Origin of the sequence: Bacillus sp. SJ-10, assembly GCF_002843505.1 — a bacterium.
Taxonomy (GTDB): Bacteria; Bacillota; Bacilli; order Bacillales; family Bacillaceae; genus Bacillus; species Bacillus velezensis.
The window spans coordinates 2,341,168-2,358,044 of the sequence record NZ_CP025258.1 but is presented as its reverse complement, the minus strand read 5'-3'; the positions used below and the strand labels follow the sequence as shown (position 1 = coordinate 2,358,044).

General features: G+C 49.7%; 6 protein-coding genes. 1 reads left to right on the top strand and 5 read right to left on the bottom strand.

The window, feature by feature from the left end; genetic code table 11:
• The first annotated feature begins 280 nt into the window (after nt 1–280).
• Nucleotides 281–1,120, top strand: a complete 840-nt coding sequence (gene proC / locus CXL14_RS11860) for a pyrroline-5-carboxylate reductase (protein WP_021494272.1) — start codon at nt 281–283, stop codon at nt 1,118–1,120.
• A gap of 36 nt (nt 1,121–1,156) precedes the next feature.
• Here the strand turns inward: proC and CXL14_RS11855 are convergent, their stop codons facing one another.
• The 5 genes from CXL14_RS11855 to CXL14_RS11835 form a co-directional block, all read right to left on the bottom strand.
• Nucleotides 1,157–1,903: a polyketide synthase gene (locus CXL14_RS11855; protein ID WP_014305356.1), complete on the bottom strand. Its 747-nt coding sequence runs from the start codon at nt 1,901–1,903 to the stop codon at nt 1,157–1,159.
• A gap of 59 nt (nt 1,904–1,962) precedes the next feature.
• On the bottom strand, nt 1,963–3,210 hold the full coding sequence (locus tag CXL14_RS11850) for a hydroxymethylglutaryl-CoA synthase family protein (RefSeq protein WP_101287811.1): 1,248 nt from the start codon (nt 3,208–3,210) through the stop codon (nt 1,963–1,965).
• 57 nt (nt 3,211–3,267) lie between these two features.
• A complete protein-coding gene (locus CXL14_RS11845; protein ID WP_101287809.1) occupies nt 3,268–4,422 on the bottom strand; it encodes a cytochrome P450 in 1,155 nt (384 codons plus the stop codon).
• Between the two features lie 81 nt (nt 4,423–4,503).
• A complete protein-coding gene (locus CXL14_RS11840; protein ID WP_101287807.1) occupies nt 4,504–10,719 on the bottom strand; it encodes a beta-ketoacyl synthase N-terminal-like domain-containing protein in 6,216 nt (2,071 codons plus the stop codon).
• Complete coding sequence (locus CXL14_RS11835) at nt 10,716–16,868, bottom strand: type I polyketide synthase (protein WP_014418309.1); 6,153 nt, start codon at nt 16,866–16,868, stop codon at nt 10,716–10,718. The genes CXL14_RS11840 and CXL14_RS11835 overlap by 4 nt, the downstream gene beginning before the upstream one ends.
• Between the last annotated feature and the right edge of the window lie 9 nt (nt 16,869–16,877).

Below are 16,877 nucleotides of genomic sequence, written 5' to 3'. Positions count from 1 at the left end.
GCATAATGAACAACAAACTAGAAAACACGGAACGCGATGACGAGGAACTAGTATATAAACAACGGCAGCAGAGAGCAATGTCCCCGGCTGAAAGACATTGCGGCCCTCTTGTTTACAGAACCTGCCCTCAGAGCGGTTAGGAAAACCTAAACGTATCCCCTCGTTACGGGATTTGAGCTGAGCACGGCTGATTCGTGCTAATGTAAGGTGGTACCGCGAAACCTTTTCGTCCTTTTTGACGGGAAGGTTTTTTTGTGTTTTGAGAAGAAGGAGGATTTACATGAAGAAAATCGGTTTTATCGGGGCCGGATCAATGGCGGAAGCAATGGTGAACGGACTGCTGCAAAGCGGAATGACAGCCCCCGGACATATATATATGACAAACCGCTCAAATGACAGCCGGCTTGAAGAGCTCCAAAAAACGTACGGAGTGAAACCGTGCCGGGATAAAGAAGAGTTTTTCAGCAATACCGACATTATCGTTCTCGCCTTTAAACCGAAAGATGCGGCAGAAAGCATTGAGAACATTCGCGAATACGTGAAAGATCAGCTTGTGATTTCTGTCATCGCAGGGCTGACGATTCACACGATTCAGCAATATTTCGGCAGAAAGCTCACCATCATCCGGGCGATGCCGAATACATCCGCGGCCATTCAGCAATCGGCGACCGGTTTTTCCGCAAGCTCCGAGGCGAGTGAAGCTGAAATCCGGACGGCAAAAGAGCTTCTGGAAACAATCGGAGAAGCGACGCGCTTTGAAGAAAAACACCTTGATGCCGTCACAGCCATTGCCGGAAGCGGTCCCGCCTATGTGTATCGGTATGTCGAAGCAATGGAAAAGGCCGCCCTTCAAGCCGGCCTGCCGGAAGAAACGGCAAAAGAGCTGATTTTACAAACCATGGCCGGGGCGACGGAAATGCTCAGAACAAGCAGCAAACGGCCTGAACGCCTGCGCAAGGAAATCACAAGCCCGGGCGGCACGACTGAAGCAGGCCTTCGCGCATTAGACGAGCGCCGCTTTGAAGAAGCCATCATGCACTGCATCGCAGAAACCGCAGCCCGGAGCGCCGAAATTAAAGAACAATTCGCAGGCTCCGTTCTGCAAAAGACGGACCAGTGATAAAGCATGGGGCTTCCCATGCTTTTTTCATTCTGTTTAACTGCCGTATAAGCGGCTGATTCTCTCTTTTACTTCTGGAAGATGGAATGTGGCTTCGTGCATGTTCACCTCTTCCTCAACCGCTTTTGTCAGCTCTCTTTTGATCCGTGCGGTCACATTGGTTTTCAGCGCAACCAGTGAGGCTCTCGGTTTATCCGCCAGCAGCCGGGCTAATTCGCGGCCTCTTTGAAGGGCGTCTTTTTTCGGCAGCACTTCAAACGGAACTCCCCGTTTTTCCAGAGCGGCGCCGCTGAAGTTCGCAGCCGTAAACAGCATTTCTTCCCCGAGGACAATTCCCAGTTTTTCAGGCACAATATACGTCGCGCCCATTCCCGGTGTAAATCCGTACTTCATATAATTACAAGAATAAAAACTCTCCCTGCTTAAAATCACGAAATCCGAGCTCAGACCGATCGTAAAACCGGCTCCGATCGCATGCCCCTGCATGACGGAAATCACGGGAATCCTGCAATCCAATAAAAGACTGTGAAGCTTTAAATCTGTAAATTGGAGCTTTCCGCTCTGAATGGTCAAAAGCCCCTCCTGCGTTCCTCCCGTGCAGAAATAATTTCCGTAACCCGTCAGAAGGACGGTTTTATAGGACGGATGGGCATTGATGTCTTGGAATACCCGGTGCAGCTCTCTGACAAACTCTTCTGACAGCCCGTTTTTCCCGGCCGTATCCTGCATTGTGACCTGCACAATGCCCGGTTCTGTTTCCTGTACATCAATCATTGGATTCATGTTTATTCTCCGTTTCTTTAAAAATACTCAAGCCTTTCCGGCTCTGAGTGTTTCTGATACTAGGTCGTCCATTCATACTTTCTGTGAAACTCTTTTATTTCAGCCAGCACCAATCGCGTTTTTCCTTGATGCGCATTCGGGATGTCTGCTGCGGGCGCGGCATTTCTTGTGCCGAATTTTACGATGCCGCTGTCTTGGAGCAGCCGGTCGTAATCAGCCATCGATAAACGGACGCGTTCATCCAAATGCCGGCTGATCTGAAATTGATTCTGCCGCGTCCGGCTTTGCGGCATAACGACACCGCTGTAAAATTCAGAGCAGCAGCCCGAACCGTATGAAAAACAGCCGACGCGTTTCGGCGTTTCAAAAGAGCCGTTATCAATCGTGCTGGCAAGAGATAAAAATACGGTGGCCCCCATGATGTTGCCGACGCGCTGGCAGTATTGAATCCCAGGCAGCACGCGTTGCTGAAAATCCGCTTCAATGTCTTGCGGCTTAGCCTTTGCCAATTTTCTCATCATCGTCCGATGCGCTCCTTTTACCATTCCGCCAAACGGAGTATGAAAAGAAAGGTATTGAAATGTATTCTTATAATCCGCCTCGCTCACACGCTTTCGGTATTCCTGAAATGATTTTTCACAGCAGTCCAAATAAGACATGAGCGACAGATCAGCATCCCCCGCTTCACTATCCGGAATCGGGCGGCAGGTATCCATGACTTCATACCCGTAATACCCGCTTGCGCCTTGATCAAGCAAAAAGACATGAGGGGTGCTGCTGACTAAAAGCGCCACAGCTCCCGCCCCCGCACTCGGTTCGGCATAGGACCATTCCTCCGTCAACGCGTCACCGCCTTCAGCCACTAAAAAGCGGGAAATATCCGTTCCGATGATGAGCGCTTTCGCTCCCGGCGATGTTTGCGATAAGATGAAATTCACGCCCATTTGAAACCCGGCCGTTAAAGAATAGCAAGCCTGTTTCACCTCAAATAACCGGCAATTCCGCTTCAGCTGCAAATAATCATGGACGTATGTACTGATGGATTTGCCAAAATCAATCCCGGATTCCGTACAGGTGATGACCATTTCAATCTGATTCCGTTCCTCTTCTGACAGAGAGTCGATAATCGGTTTTGCGGCATTTACGGCGAACGTAATCGGATCTTCAAACGGAAGCGCCACCACTTTTTCTTTCATCAGCAGGTTCTCAAACCTTTTTTTATCCAAGTTCCGATGTTCCGCAAGCTCCATGACGTCTACATACGCGGTTCCGCCAAACACGTTCATTGCTTCGATTCCTACATTCATTTCTCCAAGCCCCCAGAGTAAAGAGGCTTCCTGCGGAAGCCTCTTTTATTTTTTCGTTCAAAACTCAACAAGCAGCCTGTCAACGCCGTGAAATACAGGGCTCGGAACCAGATTCGGCTCTTGATCCTCAGTAAAACGCCATGCGGGCATCTGTTCAAAAAAGTGGGAAAGCGCGATTTTCGCTTCAAGCCGGGCCAGCGGCGCTCCTAAACAATAATGGCTGCCCTGACCGAATGACAGATGCTGATTCGGCTTTCGTCCCAAGTCAATCTGATCGGCATTTTCAAACTTCTTTTCATCTCTGTTCGCCGATCCAATCCACGCATACACTTTTTCTCCGGCCGGAATCGTTTTTCCGCCAATCTCGCTCTCAACCGCAGTGTAGCGGGTTACCCGCTGAATGGAAGGTCTGAGGCGGATGACTTCCTCAATAAAGTCAGGAAGGAGCGCCTTATTTTCAAGCAGCCGGGGCAGAATGTGCGGGAACTCCTTGAGACTGAGAAATGAATTTCCGATCACATTTTCCGTCGTTACGTGCCCCGCGACGATCAACAAGCCGCAAAAACCGATTAATTGCTTGTCTGACAGCGGCTCTCCGTCTAAATCAGCTGAAATTAAATGGCTGATTAAATCATTTTGCGGCTGTTTTCTCCGCTGAAAAATAAACTGCATGAAGTATCCGATCATCTGCTTTTGCACTTCATTCATTTTCTTTTCATCTTTTACATTCTGGCTTTGGTCGACCCAGCTTTTAAAGATATCCCTGTCTTTCGGAGGGAATCCTAAAAGCTCTGCGATCACGATAATCGGAAGCGGAAATGCGTAATCTTCAATAATGTCCATCCTGCCTTTTGAACGGACGGCCTGAAGCAGGTCATCAGCGATAGCGGCTATACGCGGTGCAAGAGACTCAACCGATTTCGGCATGAACGGCTGATTGACCAATTTTCTGAAGACGGTGTGTTCAGGCGGGTCCATTTTCAAAAGGCTGTCTTTGTTAATATGCCGGATCATTTTTTCCTGCTTGTCCGCACTTAAGTATTTATGATCGGAAGAAAAATGACTGTAGTCAGAAATCACCCGCTTCACTTCATCATAGGTGAAGATTTCCCAGCAATCTTCCTTTTCATTGTAATGAACGGGAGAGGTTTCTCTCATCGTTTGGTACCACTTGTACGGCTGCTGCTGTCTGATTTTTGTTAAACTGGTCATTTTCATTCCTCCAAGATGTGATCAAGATTTGAAATGACCCGCCGAAGCTTACGAGTAAACCCGGCGGGCGGATATGTGAATTTACGGTCTTGTTTTGGCGGGCTGCTTCAGCATCTCACCATGCACGTTCAGTATCTTTTCCTGCAGCTGCAGGAAGCTGTGTTCTGTCATTCCGTCTGCCGAATATAAAACGCCGCAAAATTCAGAAATCGTTTCGGCTGCGCTGTCTTCAGCCAATAACGTCATATGGTTGGATACCGCCACATCCATGATGGCGATGTTTGTCATATGCTCTTCCCACTGGCTCCAATAGTTGACGAAATCAGCGGATAAAATATCAGCCCTGATCGTAAAATACGGATCAAGCTCACCCAAGAAAATACCGTTTTTATTTCGGAAATAATAGCATGTCACCCCGTTCGGATCTGGAAGCGGCAGGAGTTCGTAATCAGTGATTTCGTAAGCGTCCTGAACATTTATATTCTGCCTGATCAGATTTTTCACCAACGCGTCCGTCTTCGTTAACCCCCGCTGTTTGGCTTTTGCGATTAATTGCTCTAAAAATATGTCTTCATGAAGATCGGCATCTAGTTCATCACGATGAATCAAGGTTTCAGAAATGCGTTCCGGATATTGATAGATTGGTGCAAATAAAGCCATGTTCACCGTCTGCAGCATCATATTTTTATCAAATAATTCATCAGGAATGTTTATTTCCCGCGCACCCGCCGAGTCAAAGGAGTCGAGCATGACGATTGACTCAACGGTTTCTCCAGCCAGCTGCAATTGCCGGGTGACTTCATAAGCGAGCATGCCCCCTAATGAATAGCCGCCTACATCGTAAGGACCCCGGGGCTGCACGGTACGTATGAGCTTAACGTAATATTCGGCCATGTTTTTAATGCCGCGGATCGGTTCCCGGTCTGTCATCCATCCTCTTGCCTGAATTCCGTAAAAAGGACGCCCGGTCCGTTCGGCAACAGGCTGGTACAGCTCCACTGCCCCCAGCGCGGAATGAAACCAGAAAATCGGTCTTCCCTTTCCACCCGGGTTAAGACAGATCAGCTCGGGCGGTTCTTGATCATCTGTCTCTTCTGATATATCGTTTTGTTTCGTATGTTCCTCATGTACTTCCTCGGTGTCTTTTTGGACAGAACCGGTCAGATACCCGGCTAATGTTGCGATTGTCGGATATTCATAGACCAGATTTGCCGTAATAGACGCTTGATAGGCTTTATTAATGGACTGAACCCATTCCACACCGATAATAGAATCCAGCCCCATATCAATGAATGCCTCATGCTCATCAATATCTTCCGGCTTCAGAAACAGGATGTCTGCAAGGCTTTCTTTGAGCTCTTTGCGCAAAGTGCCGTCAGCGATGCCGGCAAGGGGAGTTTCTGCTTCCGGGATTTGCGGACGTACCGCTGTTTCCTCCGCTTCAGCATACTCGGGTTTCTTTATTTGCCCCGCTATATATTCCGCAAGCTCCTTAAGCGTCGGGTGTTCATACACCTTATTGGCAGTAATCTCAGTGTGGTGCGTTTTATTTACTGTTTGTATCCATTCAACCCCGATAATGGAGTCAAGCCCCATGTCGATGAAAGTCTCATCAGCATCAATATCTTCCGGTGACAAAAATAAAATATCTGCCAGGCTTATCCTCAATTCTTCAAGCAATGTTCTATTGTCTTCGAAAACGGCTTTTTCTGGCTGCCGGACAGAAAAAGTACCATCCAAAGGCTGTAACACGATCGGTTTTTGCAATGTCTCCGGTTCAAACGCTGTCATTTCAATCTCAGTTAAAGGACTCAGAGAAATCAGCCCTTCATGTTCAGGCTGCGGCGAAGACGGGAGAACGGTTTGCGTTTCAGACTTTTTCATGGCCTGGCCTGGTAAAGAACTGTTTACATCAGCCGCCCAATACCTTTCTTTTAAAAACGGGTAGGCAGGCAGCGGCGTTTTATAATATTGCCCTCCGTCAAAAAGCCGTGTAAAAGGAAGATCATACCCTCTGCAAAAAAGGTCAGCGATATGTGCCAGGCTTTCTCTGTACTGTGCTGGCGAAGCCGCTGAGCGGCACTGTTCAATGCATTCCATTCCGAATGTTTTCATTCCGGCTTCTTCTGCCGGCTTCTGGTCCTTCAAATTGGACACAAACACACCCGGAAGCTCTCTTTTTACAAGCCACTCCGATAATACCCGCTTCAGTTCGTCCGCACTGCTTACGATACAGGCAAACCGGTGATGTAAATGCTTTCTGCCGAGCAGGAGCGTATAACCTATATTTCCCAGATCGCTGTCTTTGTTCTTGCTGAGTGAATCCAGCAGGCGTTCTGCCTGAATTTCCAGCTGACGCTCCGTCCGCGCAGATAAAGGAATGAGGCAGGCCGGTTTTGTCGGTGACCGGCGCACGGTTTGCGGCGCCTCTTCAATCACAAGATGGGCATTTGTTCCGCTGAATCCGAATGAACTGATGGCGGCTCTGCGCGGTGCATCCGGGTTCCGTTCCCACGGTATCAGCTTGTCATTCACAAAAAACGGGCTGTCCGCAAATTGAATATGCTGATTGGCTTGGTGAAAATGCAGGGAAGCCGGAATCTGCCGATGCTTCAGCGACAGCAGGATTTTAAACAGTCCGGCCATCCCCGCGGCCGCAGCGGCATGCCCGAGATTGGTTTTCACAGAGCCGATGGCGCAATATCCTTTTTTATCCGTATAGCGGCGGAAAGCGCGCGTTAAGGCGCCGAATTCGATCGGGTCGCCCAGTGCAGTGCCCGTTCCGTGAGCTTCCACCATTTGAATGGTTTCCGGATCAATGTGAAAAGTGTCATAGACATGCCGTTCCAATCGTTCTTGAGATAGCGCGCTTGGAGCGGTGATTCCGTTTGTAGCGCCGTCCTGATTCATTGCAGAGCCTTTTATGACGCCGTACACATGATCTCCGTCACTAACGGCGTCGCTAAGACGTTTCAGCACCACCGCTCCCACGCCTTCACCCGGCACGAACCCGTCCGCGCTTTGATCAAACGTATGGCAGCGTCCGGTCGGTGACAGCATATTCGCCTTATTTGACGACTGATAAAAAGCGGGAGTGGATTGAATGAAAACCCCGCCCGCCACCGCCATTTCCGTTTCTTTCGTCCAAAGCCCCTGACATGCCAAATGAATGGCTGTCAGCGAACTGGAACATGCTGTATCAACAGTGATCGCCGGACCTTGTAAATTAAGGTGATAGGCGATCCTTGCCGGAGTGACGGAATTGTGATTGCCCCAAAACGCCTGCGCGGGCCCCTGCTGTTTAAAAATGGCCTGGTAATCTCCGCCGCAGGAGCCGGCATACACGCCGCATTCCCGGCCTCTTACCGAGTCTCCCGCATATCCCGCATCTTCAAGCGCTTTCCATGATTCTTCCAAAAACAGCCGCTGCTGCGGGTCCATATAGGTCGCTTCACGTCCAGATATATGAAAGAAAACGGGGTCAAAACATTCAATGTCCTCTATAAAACTGCCATACTGGCATTGGCTGTCAGAGACATCCCATCTGTCTGCTTTTTTAATCAGATCCCGTCCGGCAGCTAAGTGTTCCCAAAACTCATGGAGATTCTCCGATTCAGCAAACCGCCCGCTCATCCCGATAATCGCGATCGGTTCTTTTTCAGGTAACACAGCTGCTGATTTTACTGTATCGGCCGGATCCTTTTGTTCGGGGCGGTACGTCATTTGATACGGCTCAGAAACGCTGATGACGATTTTCCCGATATTTCCGCGGTCATCCAGACAGTGATACGCTTCTTTTATGTCTTCAAAGGAAAAGATTTTTGAGATGACAGGCTGAATGACTCCCTCTTCCGCCAGCCGCTGCAGTTCCAATTGATAGTCTTTGACCCGATCCGGATTTTGAAGGGACAGCTTCCGCAAATCCACGCTGTGAAACGATTGATTGTTATGAAGGACGGACAAGTCGACTGATTTAGCGGATTTCAGCGCAGTCATGGCAATTTCGATATATCTTCCGCCCGGCGCCAGGCAATTCATTCCTTTTTGCATGGCATCACCGGCCAGGGTATTAATGACAACATCCACCCCCCGGCTGCCGGTCATTCGCATGATTTCCGTTTCAAAATCTTCTTCTAAATAGCAAATGGTATTGTGGACCCCGAGCGAATGCAAATACTCAATTTTTTTCTGTGATCCGGCCGTGGCATATATTTCCGCGCCGATATGCCGGGCCATTTGCACCGCGATCAGCCCCGTTCCTCCCGTCGCGGTCTGAATTAATATTTTTTCGCCTTTTTTAAGTCCGGCTTTCCGGAAGGCGTCTATCATTGTCACCGCCACGGTGGGAAGAGCGCATGCTTCTTCAAAGGTCAGCCGGGCCGGTTTATGATAGACTTGATGTTCTTTACATGTGATGAGATTCGCCTGAGATCCAAATTCCTCTCCCATGCCGACAATCACTTCATCACCCGGAATGACGGATGTTACATGCCTCCCTGTCTTGATCACGACGCCGCTTGCTTCAAATCCCGGAGTGAACGGATAAGGCGGCATCGTCGGATACAGCCCTCTGACACAAAGCAAGTCTCCGAAGTTTAAAGAAAAGGCGCGGACGGCTATTTGAACTTCGTCATCTTTTGTCTCAGGCACTTCACTGCGGACAATCGTCAGATCTTCAATGCCGCCCGGACGGTCAATCACAACCCGGAACATTCCCGAGTCATCGGACTTTGCAAAAGAAGGCGGCATACGTTCTTGTTTCGGTTTCTGATAACCGGTTTCCTTTCTTTCCGTCTGCAGAGGTTTTTCAGCAGGCCGTTCTTCCTGAAGCGCCGGGCGGATTTTCGCTCTTTCGGTCTCCAGAGACGAGGCTATGATGGTTTCATATTCTGCCGAGATATAACCGGTCAGCAGTTTCACATGATAGTAATCAAATAAAATCGTTGTCTGCAGTGTAAGATTCAAACGCTTATTAATCTCGTTAATCACATTGACGGCCAAAATGGAATCAATGCCGTATTCAGAGAAATTCAGTTCTTCCTGAATATCCTCTTCTTTCATTTTTAATACATCGGCAATACTTGTTTTGATGACAGAGCGGACATGGGAAGCGACCGATTCCCCATCAGCCTTAACAGCTTGATGCTCCTCTGGCGCGCGGCTGCGGGAAACAGGCTGCGCGGGCTTTCGGAAAACTTCGGCCGGGGCGGCGTATGGCTTTCTGCCGTCTCTGATCCCTTGCATCCGGACGAGTCCGTCACTCTCAGCTGCGATAATCTGCTGACCTAAATCATGAGCCGTTTCAGCAGGGAAACAAACCGCTCTGTATCCTTCCGAATGCAGCACACACTCCCACGATTTTGGATATAAGCCGGGACTTCCTGGAATCCGAAGCTCAGCATCCTCATAGGACCACCACCCGTCAAGCAGCCCGAAGGTTAAATGGGTAAAAACAGAACGATCGCTGATTTCGTTTATCAGAATCATCCCGTTGTATTTCAGGAGCGCTTTCAGACGGCGAAGTGTCAAACCGATATTTTTTGTGGCGTGAAGCACATTGGCGGCGATGATAATATCGTAAACACCCGTTTTGATATTTTGTGATTCGCAAGGCTCCTCCGCATTAAACAAGGCTGTTGTCAAATACGGCACATCAGGTCCGTATTCCTGTTCGGCATGCATTAAAAAAGCTTTAGAAACGTCCGTATAACAATATTCCGCAATCTGTTTTGCGAATGGTTTCAGTTTTGTAAACAGCATGGCGCTCGTTCCGCCCGTCCCGGCCCCTACTTCTATCAGCCTGATGCGGGCATCGGGGTGTTCTGTAAGATAAGCTTTCAAGTAAGCGGCCGCGGAATCTGCTAACACTTCATTAAAATAATCCGCAACGGGATTATGCTTATAAACACCTTCAACGAGCCGCATTGATGAATCGGGAAATACGATATCCGTAGCCGGACGTTCCCCTTTTAAAATGGAAGGCATCGCTTTTATCGTCGCCTCAGCCAATTCAGCTTGCGCCTGCTCCCCATTGGGAAGCAGGCGTTTATGGGCATTCCACTCATTCCAGACTGTGCGGCCGTCCGGGCGCTGATCCCTGAGGAGAGTGATCGTGTATCCGTCATACGTGATATACCCGTTTTCTTTTAATAGATTCAGGCTTTCTTCCAGCCATCTGCCGTATGTGCCGATCACGCCGGCGCTCCGCATGGATGCTGAAGCTGTGGTGACAGGCTCGCTGAAAAACCCGATTGACTGTAATTGGTAAAAGAGCAGTTTGCAAAGAAGGCTGTTCATATGCGCAACTCCATTTCTCGTTTTAAAGTCTCAAGCCGTTCATTCCGATCCGGATTTTGCCGCTTGACGCTTTCCATAAATGAAGGCTTCGGGCCGGATACAACCGATATTGCATCTTGATCCGTCAGCGCGGCTAAGCCGTGCGGAGCAGCTTTAATGAATGCCGCTTGGCTGAACGGTTCTGATAGTAAGACTTCCAGAGCCTCCATTGCTTCATCGGGTTCAATAGAACCGATCCCTGACGCCTCCATCCGTTTTCTGTAAGACGGGTCTGATACAACGCCCAGACTGCCCCAATATCCCCAATTCATGACTTTCACTTCACAATCAAGCAAAGAAGCGATATGGCGGGCAAAGGCGTCTTGAAATGTACACCCTGCCGCATAGTTGCTTTGCCCGGCATTTTTTGTGAAAGAATTAACGGATGAGAAAAACAGCACAAAATCAAGCGGTTCTCCCTTAAAAGCTTCGATCATTCGGACGCTCGTATTCACCTTAGCTGAAAAAGCGTTTCTGAAAGAAGCTTCATCCATATTCGCCATACTTTTGTCGGCAAGCGTTATCGCGGAATGGATGACTCCCGTTATATTGCCGTATTGCTCTCTTACGGAACGGACGGCAGCCTTAAGCGCTGCGGCATCTTGAGCATCAGCCTGTATATAATGCGGCGCGGGGCCTGCTAGCGCCAGCCTGTCTATTTTGCTCTGAATCTCCTGATCCTTCGGCCGCCTGCCGATCCATATCATTCGTGCCTTGTAACGGGTGATCATGTATTTGCTCCATGCTTCTCCGATGCCGCCCGCTCCGCCGATGACAGCATAAACGCCGCCTTCTCTGTACGACATACGCGGAGCGGAACTTGTCAGCACCCGGACTGTTTTTTGCTTGTGCCAAGCTCCGTTACGGTACGCGGCAGCATTTCCGTCCGGATCTGGAGGAAGGCGCCAGATGTTTTTCATCTCAGACGAATCACTGCCTTCTTCTGTATCAATCAGCCTGATGTCCCAGTTCGGATATTCTTTTGCCAATGAACCGATCAAACCGTGTACACCTGCATGCTCAGGCTGCGGCAGATCACCCGGATACACGGACTGTGTCTGCCGGGTGACCGCCGTAAAGCTGATGTTTCGGTTTCCATACCCGAGTGACAGCAGCGCTTTGATGAAACGGAAACATTGAATCACCCCATTCTCCTGCTCATCAAGCATTTCCTGACTGACGGATGCGGGTGCGAAACGATCCGGCGCAATCCATAAGAAATGGCGGATATCCTGATACCCGGCTGTCAATTCACGTAATGTTTGCTCGCTTGAATGATCCGGCGTCTCCGCCAGATGGGCGCGGGGCCACATTTTTGCCGCAGCCTTTATGGTATGTCCCGGCTTTCCGATGATCAGCAATTGTTCCTGATCAACCGCTCGATTTTCTTCCAGAGAAAAGAAAGTTTTGTCCCAAACAGGGGCAAGCATCGCCGTCTGAACTTCCTGCCGCTTGCTTTCGGTTTGGTTTGTCTGCCGGACAGCCCGGCAGGAGAAGCCTGTCAATCTCATACAAACAGCGCCGTTTGCATCACATAAATCAATATCCAGCGTCAGCGCTCCGTTATCTGACCGATCGCTCTGTTTGCGGACAAGCGCCCACATCGTTTTCTGAGTCGGCTGAAATATTTCTGCCTGCCTCAGGGAAAACGGCAGCATCGGAGTGTCTCCGGCAGTATCTGAACCGGCACCCAGTGACGCCTGAAACGCGGCATCTAGAAGACTCGGGTGGATGACAAACTGATCGGCGGTACTGTCTGCCGTTTCCGGCAGCGACAGCCGGGCTGCAGCGCCCCTCTCTCCGATCATCAGCTGATCAATTCCTTGATGGCTCGGCCCGTATATCATACCCGCATGCCGGAAAGCCTGATAAACCTCATCAGACGTCATAACCGATTGGCTGCAGCCGGACAGCCAGCCCTCTAAGTGAACTGACGGAACCGCTGCTATCTCTCCTGATACCGCGGTGCCTTTACTGTATATAATCCGTTCTCCCCCGGGTTCTTCCGATAGGCTGTAAATCGTAAATTCAATGTCTTCATTTTCCTTAAGGATAAGGCTGATATGGACTTTTACATCCGTCCCCTTATGAACAACAGGCCTCATCCATATGAGATCTTTCAAATACAGTCCTTTACGTCCGTCCGGCACAGCATATGCGGCACGCTCAACGGCCGCCCTGGCCATTTCGATCACGGCGGCTCCCGGGAGCACTTTCTCCCCATTGACTGTGTGATCAGTGAAAAAGAATTCCCGTCCGGTAAAAACGGATGTGAATTTCAGCTCCCACAGATCGGATGTGTTTTCATGAAGCAGCGGATGGATCACCGTTTTGCCGTCATCCCTTTTTGAAACCGCCTCGGCTTCATCTTGAATCCAGCATCTGACCTTTGCAAACGGATAGGCGGGAAGGCTGATTCTCCGGGGTTTTTGTCCCGAATATAACAAGTTCCAGTCCACATCGACTCCCTGCACCCACATGTTCAGCAAATGACCGTACTTTCTCTTTTTCAGCCATTTGCCCATGGCTTCCTGCAAATCTTCATCAGATTCAAAAACAGCCACGGTCTTATGATTTCGCTTCGCCCGCCCCCTGTAAAGATGCGGTGCGTTTTCATTTTCCAAGTACGATCTGAGCTTGTCCTCCAGCTCCTTAAGGGAGTCCGCAATGAAAGCCAGCCGCTCATCCATCGCTTCCCGCCCCGCTTGTAAAGTATAAGCGACATCAAATAAGTCCGGCTTATCCGTATGCTTCTTTTGAAGAAAAGCAAGAAGGCGCTCCGCATATTCTGTCAGACGCTCCCCATTTTTCGCAGACAGCAGAATGACAGCCGGCTCTTGGCTGCTGATTGCTTGTTTTACAGGAGCCTCATATTCTTCAATAATGATATGCGCGTTAGAACCGCCCGCACCAAAGCTGCTGATCCCCGCCCTGAGCGGCTGTTCTGCTCCGTCTGCTGCAATCCGTTTCCAATCTGTTAATTCCCGGCAGACGGAAAACGGCCCTTCGTCAAATTGGATATTCGGATTTAAAACATCCGCATGCAAAGATGGGGCGATTTGTTTGTGCTTCATCTGCAGCAGCACTTTTGTGACAGCGGCGATGCCTGCTGCCGATTCCCCATGTCCGATATTTGATTTGACAGACCCGATGAGACATGTTTCAGGAACATCACCGAATGCATCGGTTAAAGCCCGGATTTCAATCGGATCGCCTAATTTCGTCCCTGTCCCGTGCGCTTCCACATAGCTGATCTGGCCCGGAGATACCCCCGCTTCCTGTAAAGCTTGAGAAATGACTTCGCTCTGCGCCTTGGGGTTCGGTACGGTGTAACCGCTCGCTCTCCCGCCGTGATTAATGGCAGCTCCTTTAATGACGCCGTAAATCCGATCTCCGTCTTGTACGGCGTCTTCTAAACGTTTAAGAAGCAGCACCCCGACACCTTCTGCCGGAATATAGCCGTCACCCCCGGCGCCGAAACTCCCGCAGTGTCCTTTAGATGAGATGAACTGCCCCTGGCTCAGCATGAAGTACTTGTTAGGATGAACGGTGAGATTCACTCCGCCGGCAAGCGCCGCGCGAATCCGATGATCCCGCAGATCCCGGCACGCCATGTACAATGAAGTCAGCGAACCCGAACACATCGTATCGATCGAAATGCTCGGCCCTTGAAAATCGCAAAAATAGGAGACACGGTTAGCAATGGATGAAATCCCGCCGGGGAGCCCGATATGCCGTCCTTTCACTCCCGCTTCAGCCGCGAATAGCGGGTATTCCTGATACATGACACCGGCATACACACCTACCTGACGGCCCAGTTCAGGCGATGTCCTCGTATATCCCGCATCCTCCATGGCCATCCACGCATGCATCAAAAACAGCCGTTCCTGAGGATCAAGGTGTTCCGCTTCACGGGGGGAAATCTTAAAGAACTCAGGATCAAAATCGGCGATCCCGTCAATGAATCCGCCCCATTTGCTGTAGATCGCTCCCGGCGCCGTCCGGTCCTCGGAAAAGTAATGTTCCCATTTCCAGCGGTCTTTCGGAATTTCGGTAATACAATCCTTTCCTTGTTTGAGATTATCCCAAAACGCATTGATATCATCGGCCTGCGGATACTTGCCGGAAATTCCGACAATGGCAATATCCAGCGGGTTTCCTTTCGTTTTCTGACGGCTTTGATTCCCGGACGGGGCAAAAGACGCATTTTCAAGCCGATTTGGCTGAAGCACTTCTTTCACAGACGCGTTTTTCAATTCCGCCAGCTGTTCCCCGGTATGACTGAGGACTGCGGCATCAAATGAGAGAAACCCGTCTTTTTTATGTTTGATTGTATTCACCACATAGACGGTATCAGACATGACAGGCCCGTAAAGCGTCAGCCTCTCAATCATGAGCGGAATGTGAATCCGCTTTTTCAGCTGCAATTCTTCTTCACCGAGCGACATATAACATGAATTCAATATAAGCGGGTCAAATGCAAAGTGATGCAGATCGCCTTTCTCTTTTTTCCCTGATAAGTCCAGCTGCAATAAAAAGGAGCTCTCACTCATTTTGTATCCCGCCGTTACCGTTTTCAGCATCGGGCCTATCGTGAAGTCGGCAACCGAATCGTACAGACGGGAAATAACATCCGGCGCCACCTTTTGTGCATGCGCCTTCATTTGTTCAACGTCATATGATTTTTTTACGGGTGCCTCTATACCTCTGCTTATTTCTCCTTCGGCACACGTCTTCCGGCTTTCTTTACCGGAGACAGTGCAGCTTGCGGTAAAGCGTTCGGCACTCTTTTCTGCCGCAAATGAAATGTCAACATGTGCGGCCTCTCCCGGCTCCAGTGTGACGGGCCCGCCCGTAAAACGGATATCTTTCAGCCCGGCGGGATACGTGCCGGAATGAGACGTTCCGGATGCTTCAAGCACCAGACACGGATACACTACACCCATCAGTGCCGGTTTGCCGAAAACCAGATGATCCTGAAGGAATGCTTCATGTTCATAGAAAGTAAATGTCTGACTGCCTGATTGCGTTTCAGAGACCGGTGCTGCATCCGCGACAAGGCCGGATGATTCATCTGTTCCTTTTGTTTTTATGTCTTCAAGCAGTTCGGATATGCTGCTGCATTCAAATAAAAGAGTCGGATTCAGCCGCAGATCAAACGCCTCTTCGATGTCTTTAATAATGGCCAGAAGCTGTGACGATTCAAGGCCTAATTCAAAAAACACGGTGTGCGCATCATTTCTTGTGACAGGACGGCCTACGTATGTTGAGAAAATGCGGTATAAGGTTTCCTCCATCTGCTGAACGCCTGGTATCAGCTGCCGGTCTGTCCGCACCTTTTTGGCTGTCAGGCCGAGCAGTGAAGCAATATGCGCACCGCTGAGGTTGTAAAAGTCAATATCCATTTTCACCATTTCAGAAGGCGTGCCGGACTTTTTCGAAATCACCGCGTAACAGCGCTCCGTAACGGTTTCAGCGGCAATAAACGAATCATAATAAATCGGTAAAAACAAACCGGTGCCTGCAGCTGTCTGCAATACGCCGGAGGCCATGGCGGCACCGTCCATCAGCGCGGGATGAAAGAGAGCGCCGGGGAGATTTTCCTGGCATGAATCAGACTGCCGAATATCAAGGAAACATTCCTCTTCATTTGCATAGATCTCTCCCTCCGGCTTCATCAGCCCGTCATGCGACAGTCCGCGGCTTCTCGCGTCTTCGTAAACCGTATGCAAGGAGACTGATGGAAGCGCAACTTGTTTTTTCTCTTCCGCGTCAAGGCGCTTATCTGATGAGAAGACTCCTTCATGCACCTCCGCTGATAAGAAAACCGTCCCGGAATCCGCCCCGCAAATCGAGGCTGTCCAGAACTCCTTTTCTTTACTGAATATGACACTCACATCAAGCCGCTCTGACCGTTTCACTGATAAAGGATGATAAATGGTCACCCGTTTCAGACAGATGGAACGGAATGAAAGATCAAGGCTTTGCTTTGCCAGCTGATACAGCATATCAATATAGGCCAGACCGGGCATGACAGATTCTCCGTGAACAAGATGGTTTTTCATAATGGGATGTTCTGCCGTCAGGCGCAGATTCACTGTTTTTTTCATGGTTAGTCC

Excerpts from the sequence above, each read along its gene's own strand:
- proC (WP_021494272.1), top strand. The coding sequence starts at position 281 with ATGAAGAAAATCGGTTTTATCGGGGCCGGATCAATGGCGGAAGCAATG.
- CXL14_RS11845 (WP_101287809.1), bottom strand. The coding sequence starts at position 4,422 with ATGACCAGTTTAACAAAAATCAGACAGCAGCAGCCGTACAAGTGGTAC.
- CXL14_RS11850 (WP_101287811.1), bottom strand. The coding sequence starts at position 3,210 with ATGAATGTAGGAATCGAAGCAATGAACGTGTTTGGCGGAACCGCGTAT.
- CXL14_RS11840 (WP_101287807.1), bottom strand. The coding sequence starts at position 10,719 with ATGAACAGCCTTCTTTGCAAACTGCTCTTTTACCAATTACAGTCAATC.
- CXL14_RS11855 (WP_014305356.1), bottom strand. The coding sequence starts at position 1,903 with ATGAATCCAATGATTGATGTACAGGAAACAGAACCGGGCATTGTGCAG.
- CXL14_RS11835 (WP_014418309.1), bottom strand. The coding sequence starts at position 16,868 with ATGAAAAAAACAGTGAATCTGCGCCTGACGGCAGAACATCCCATTATG.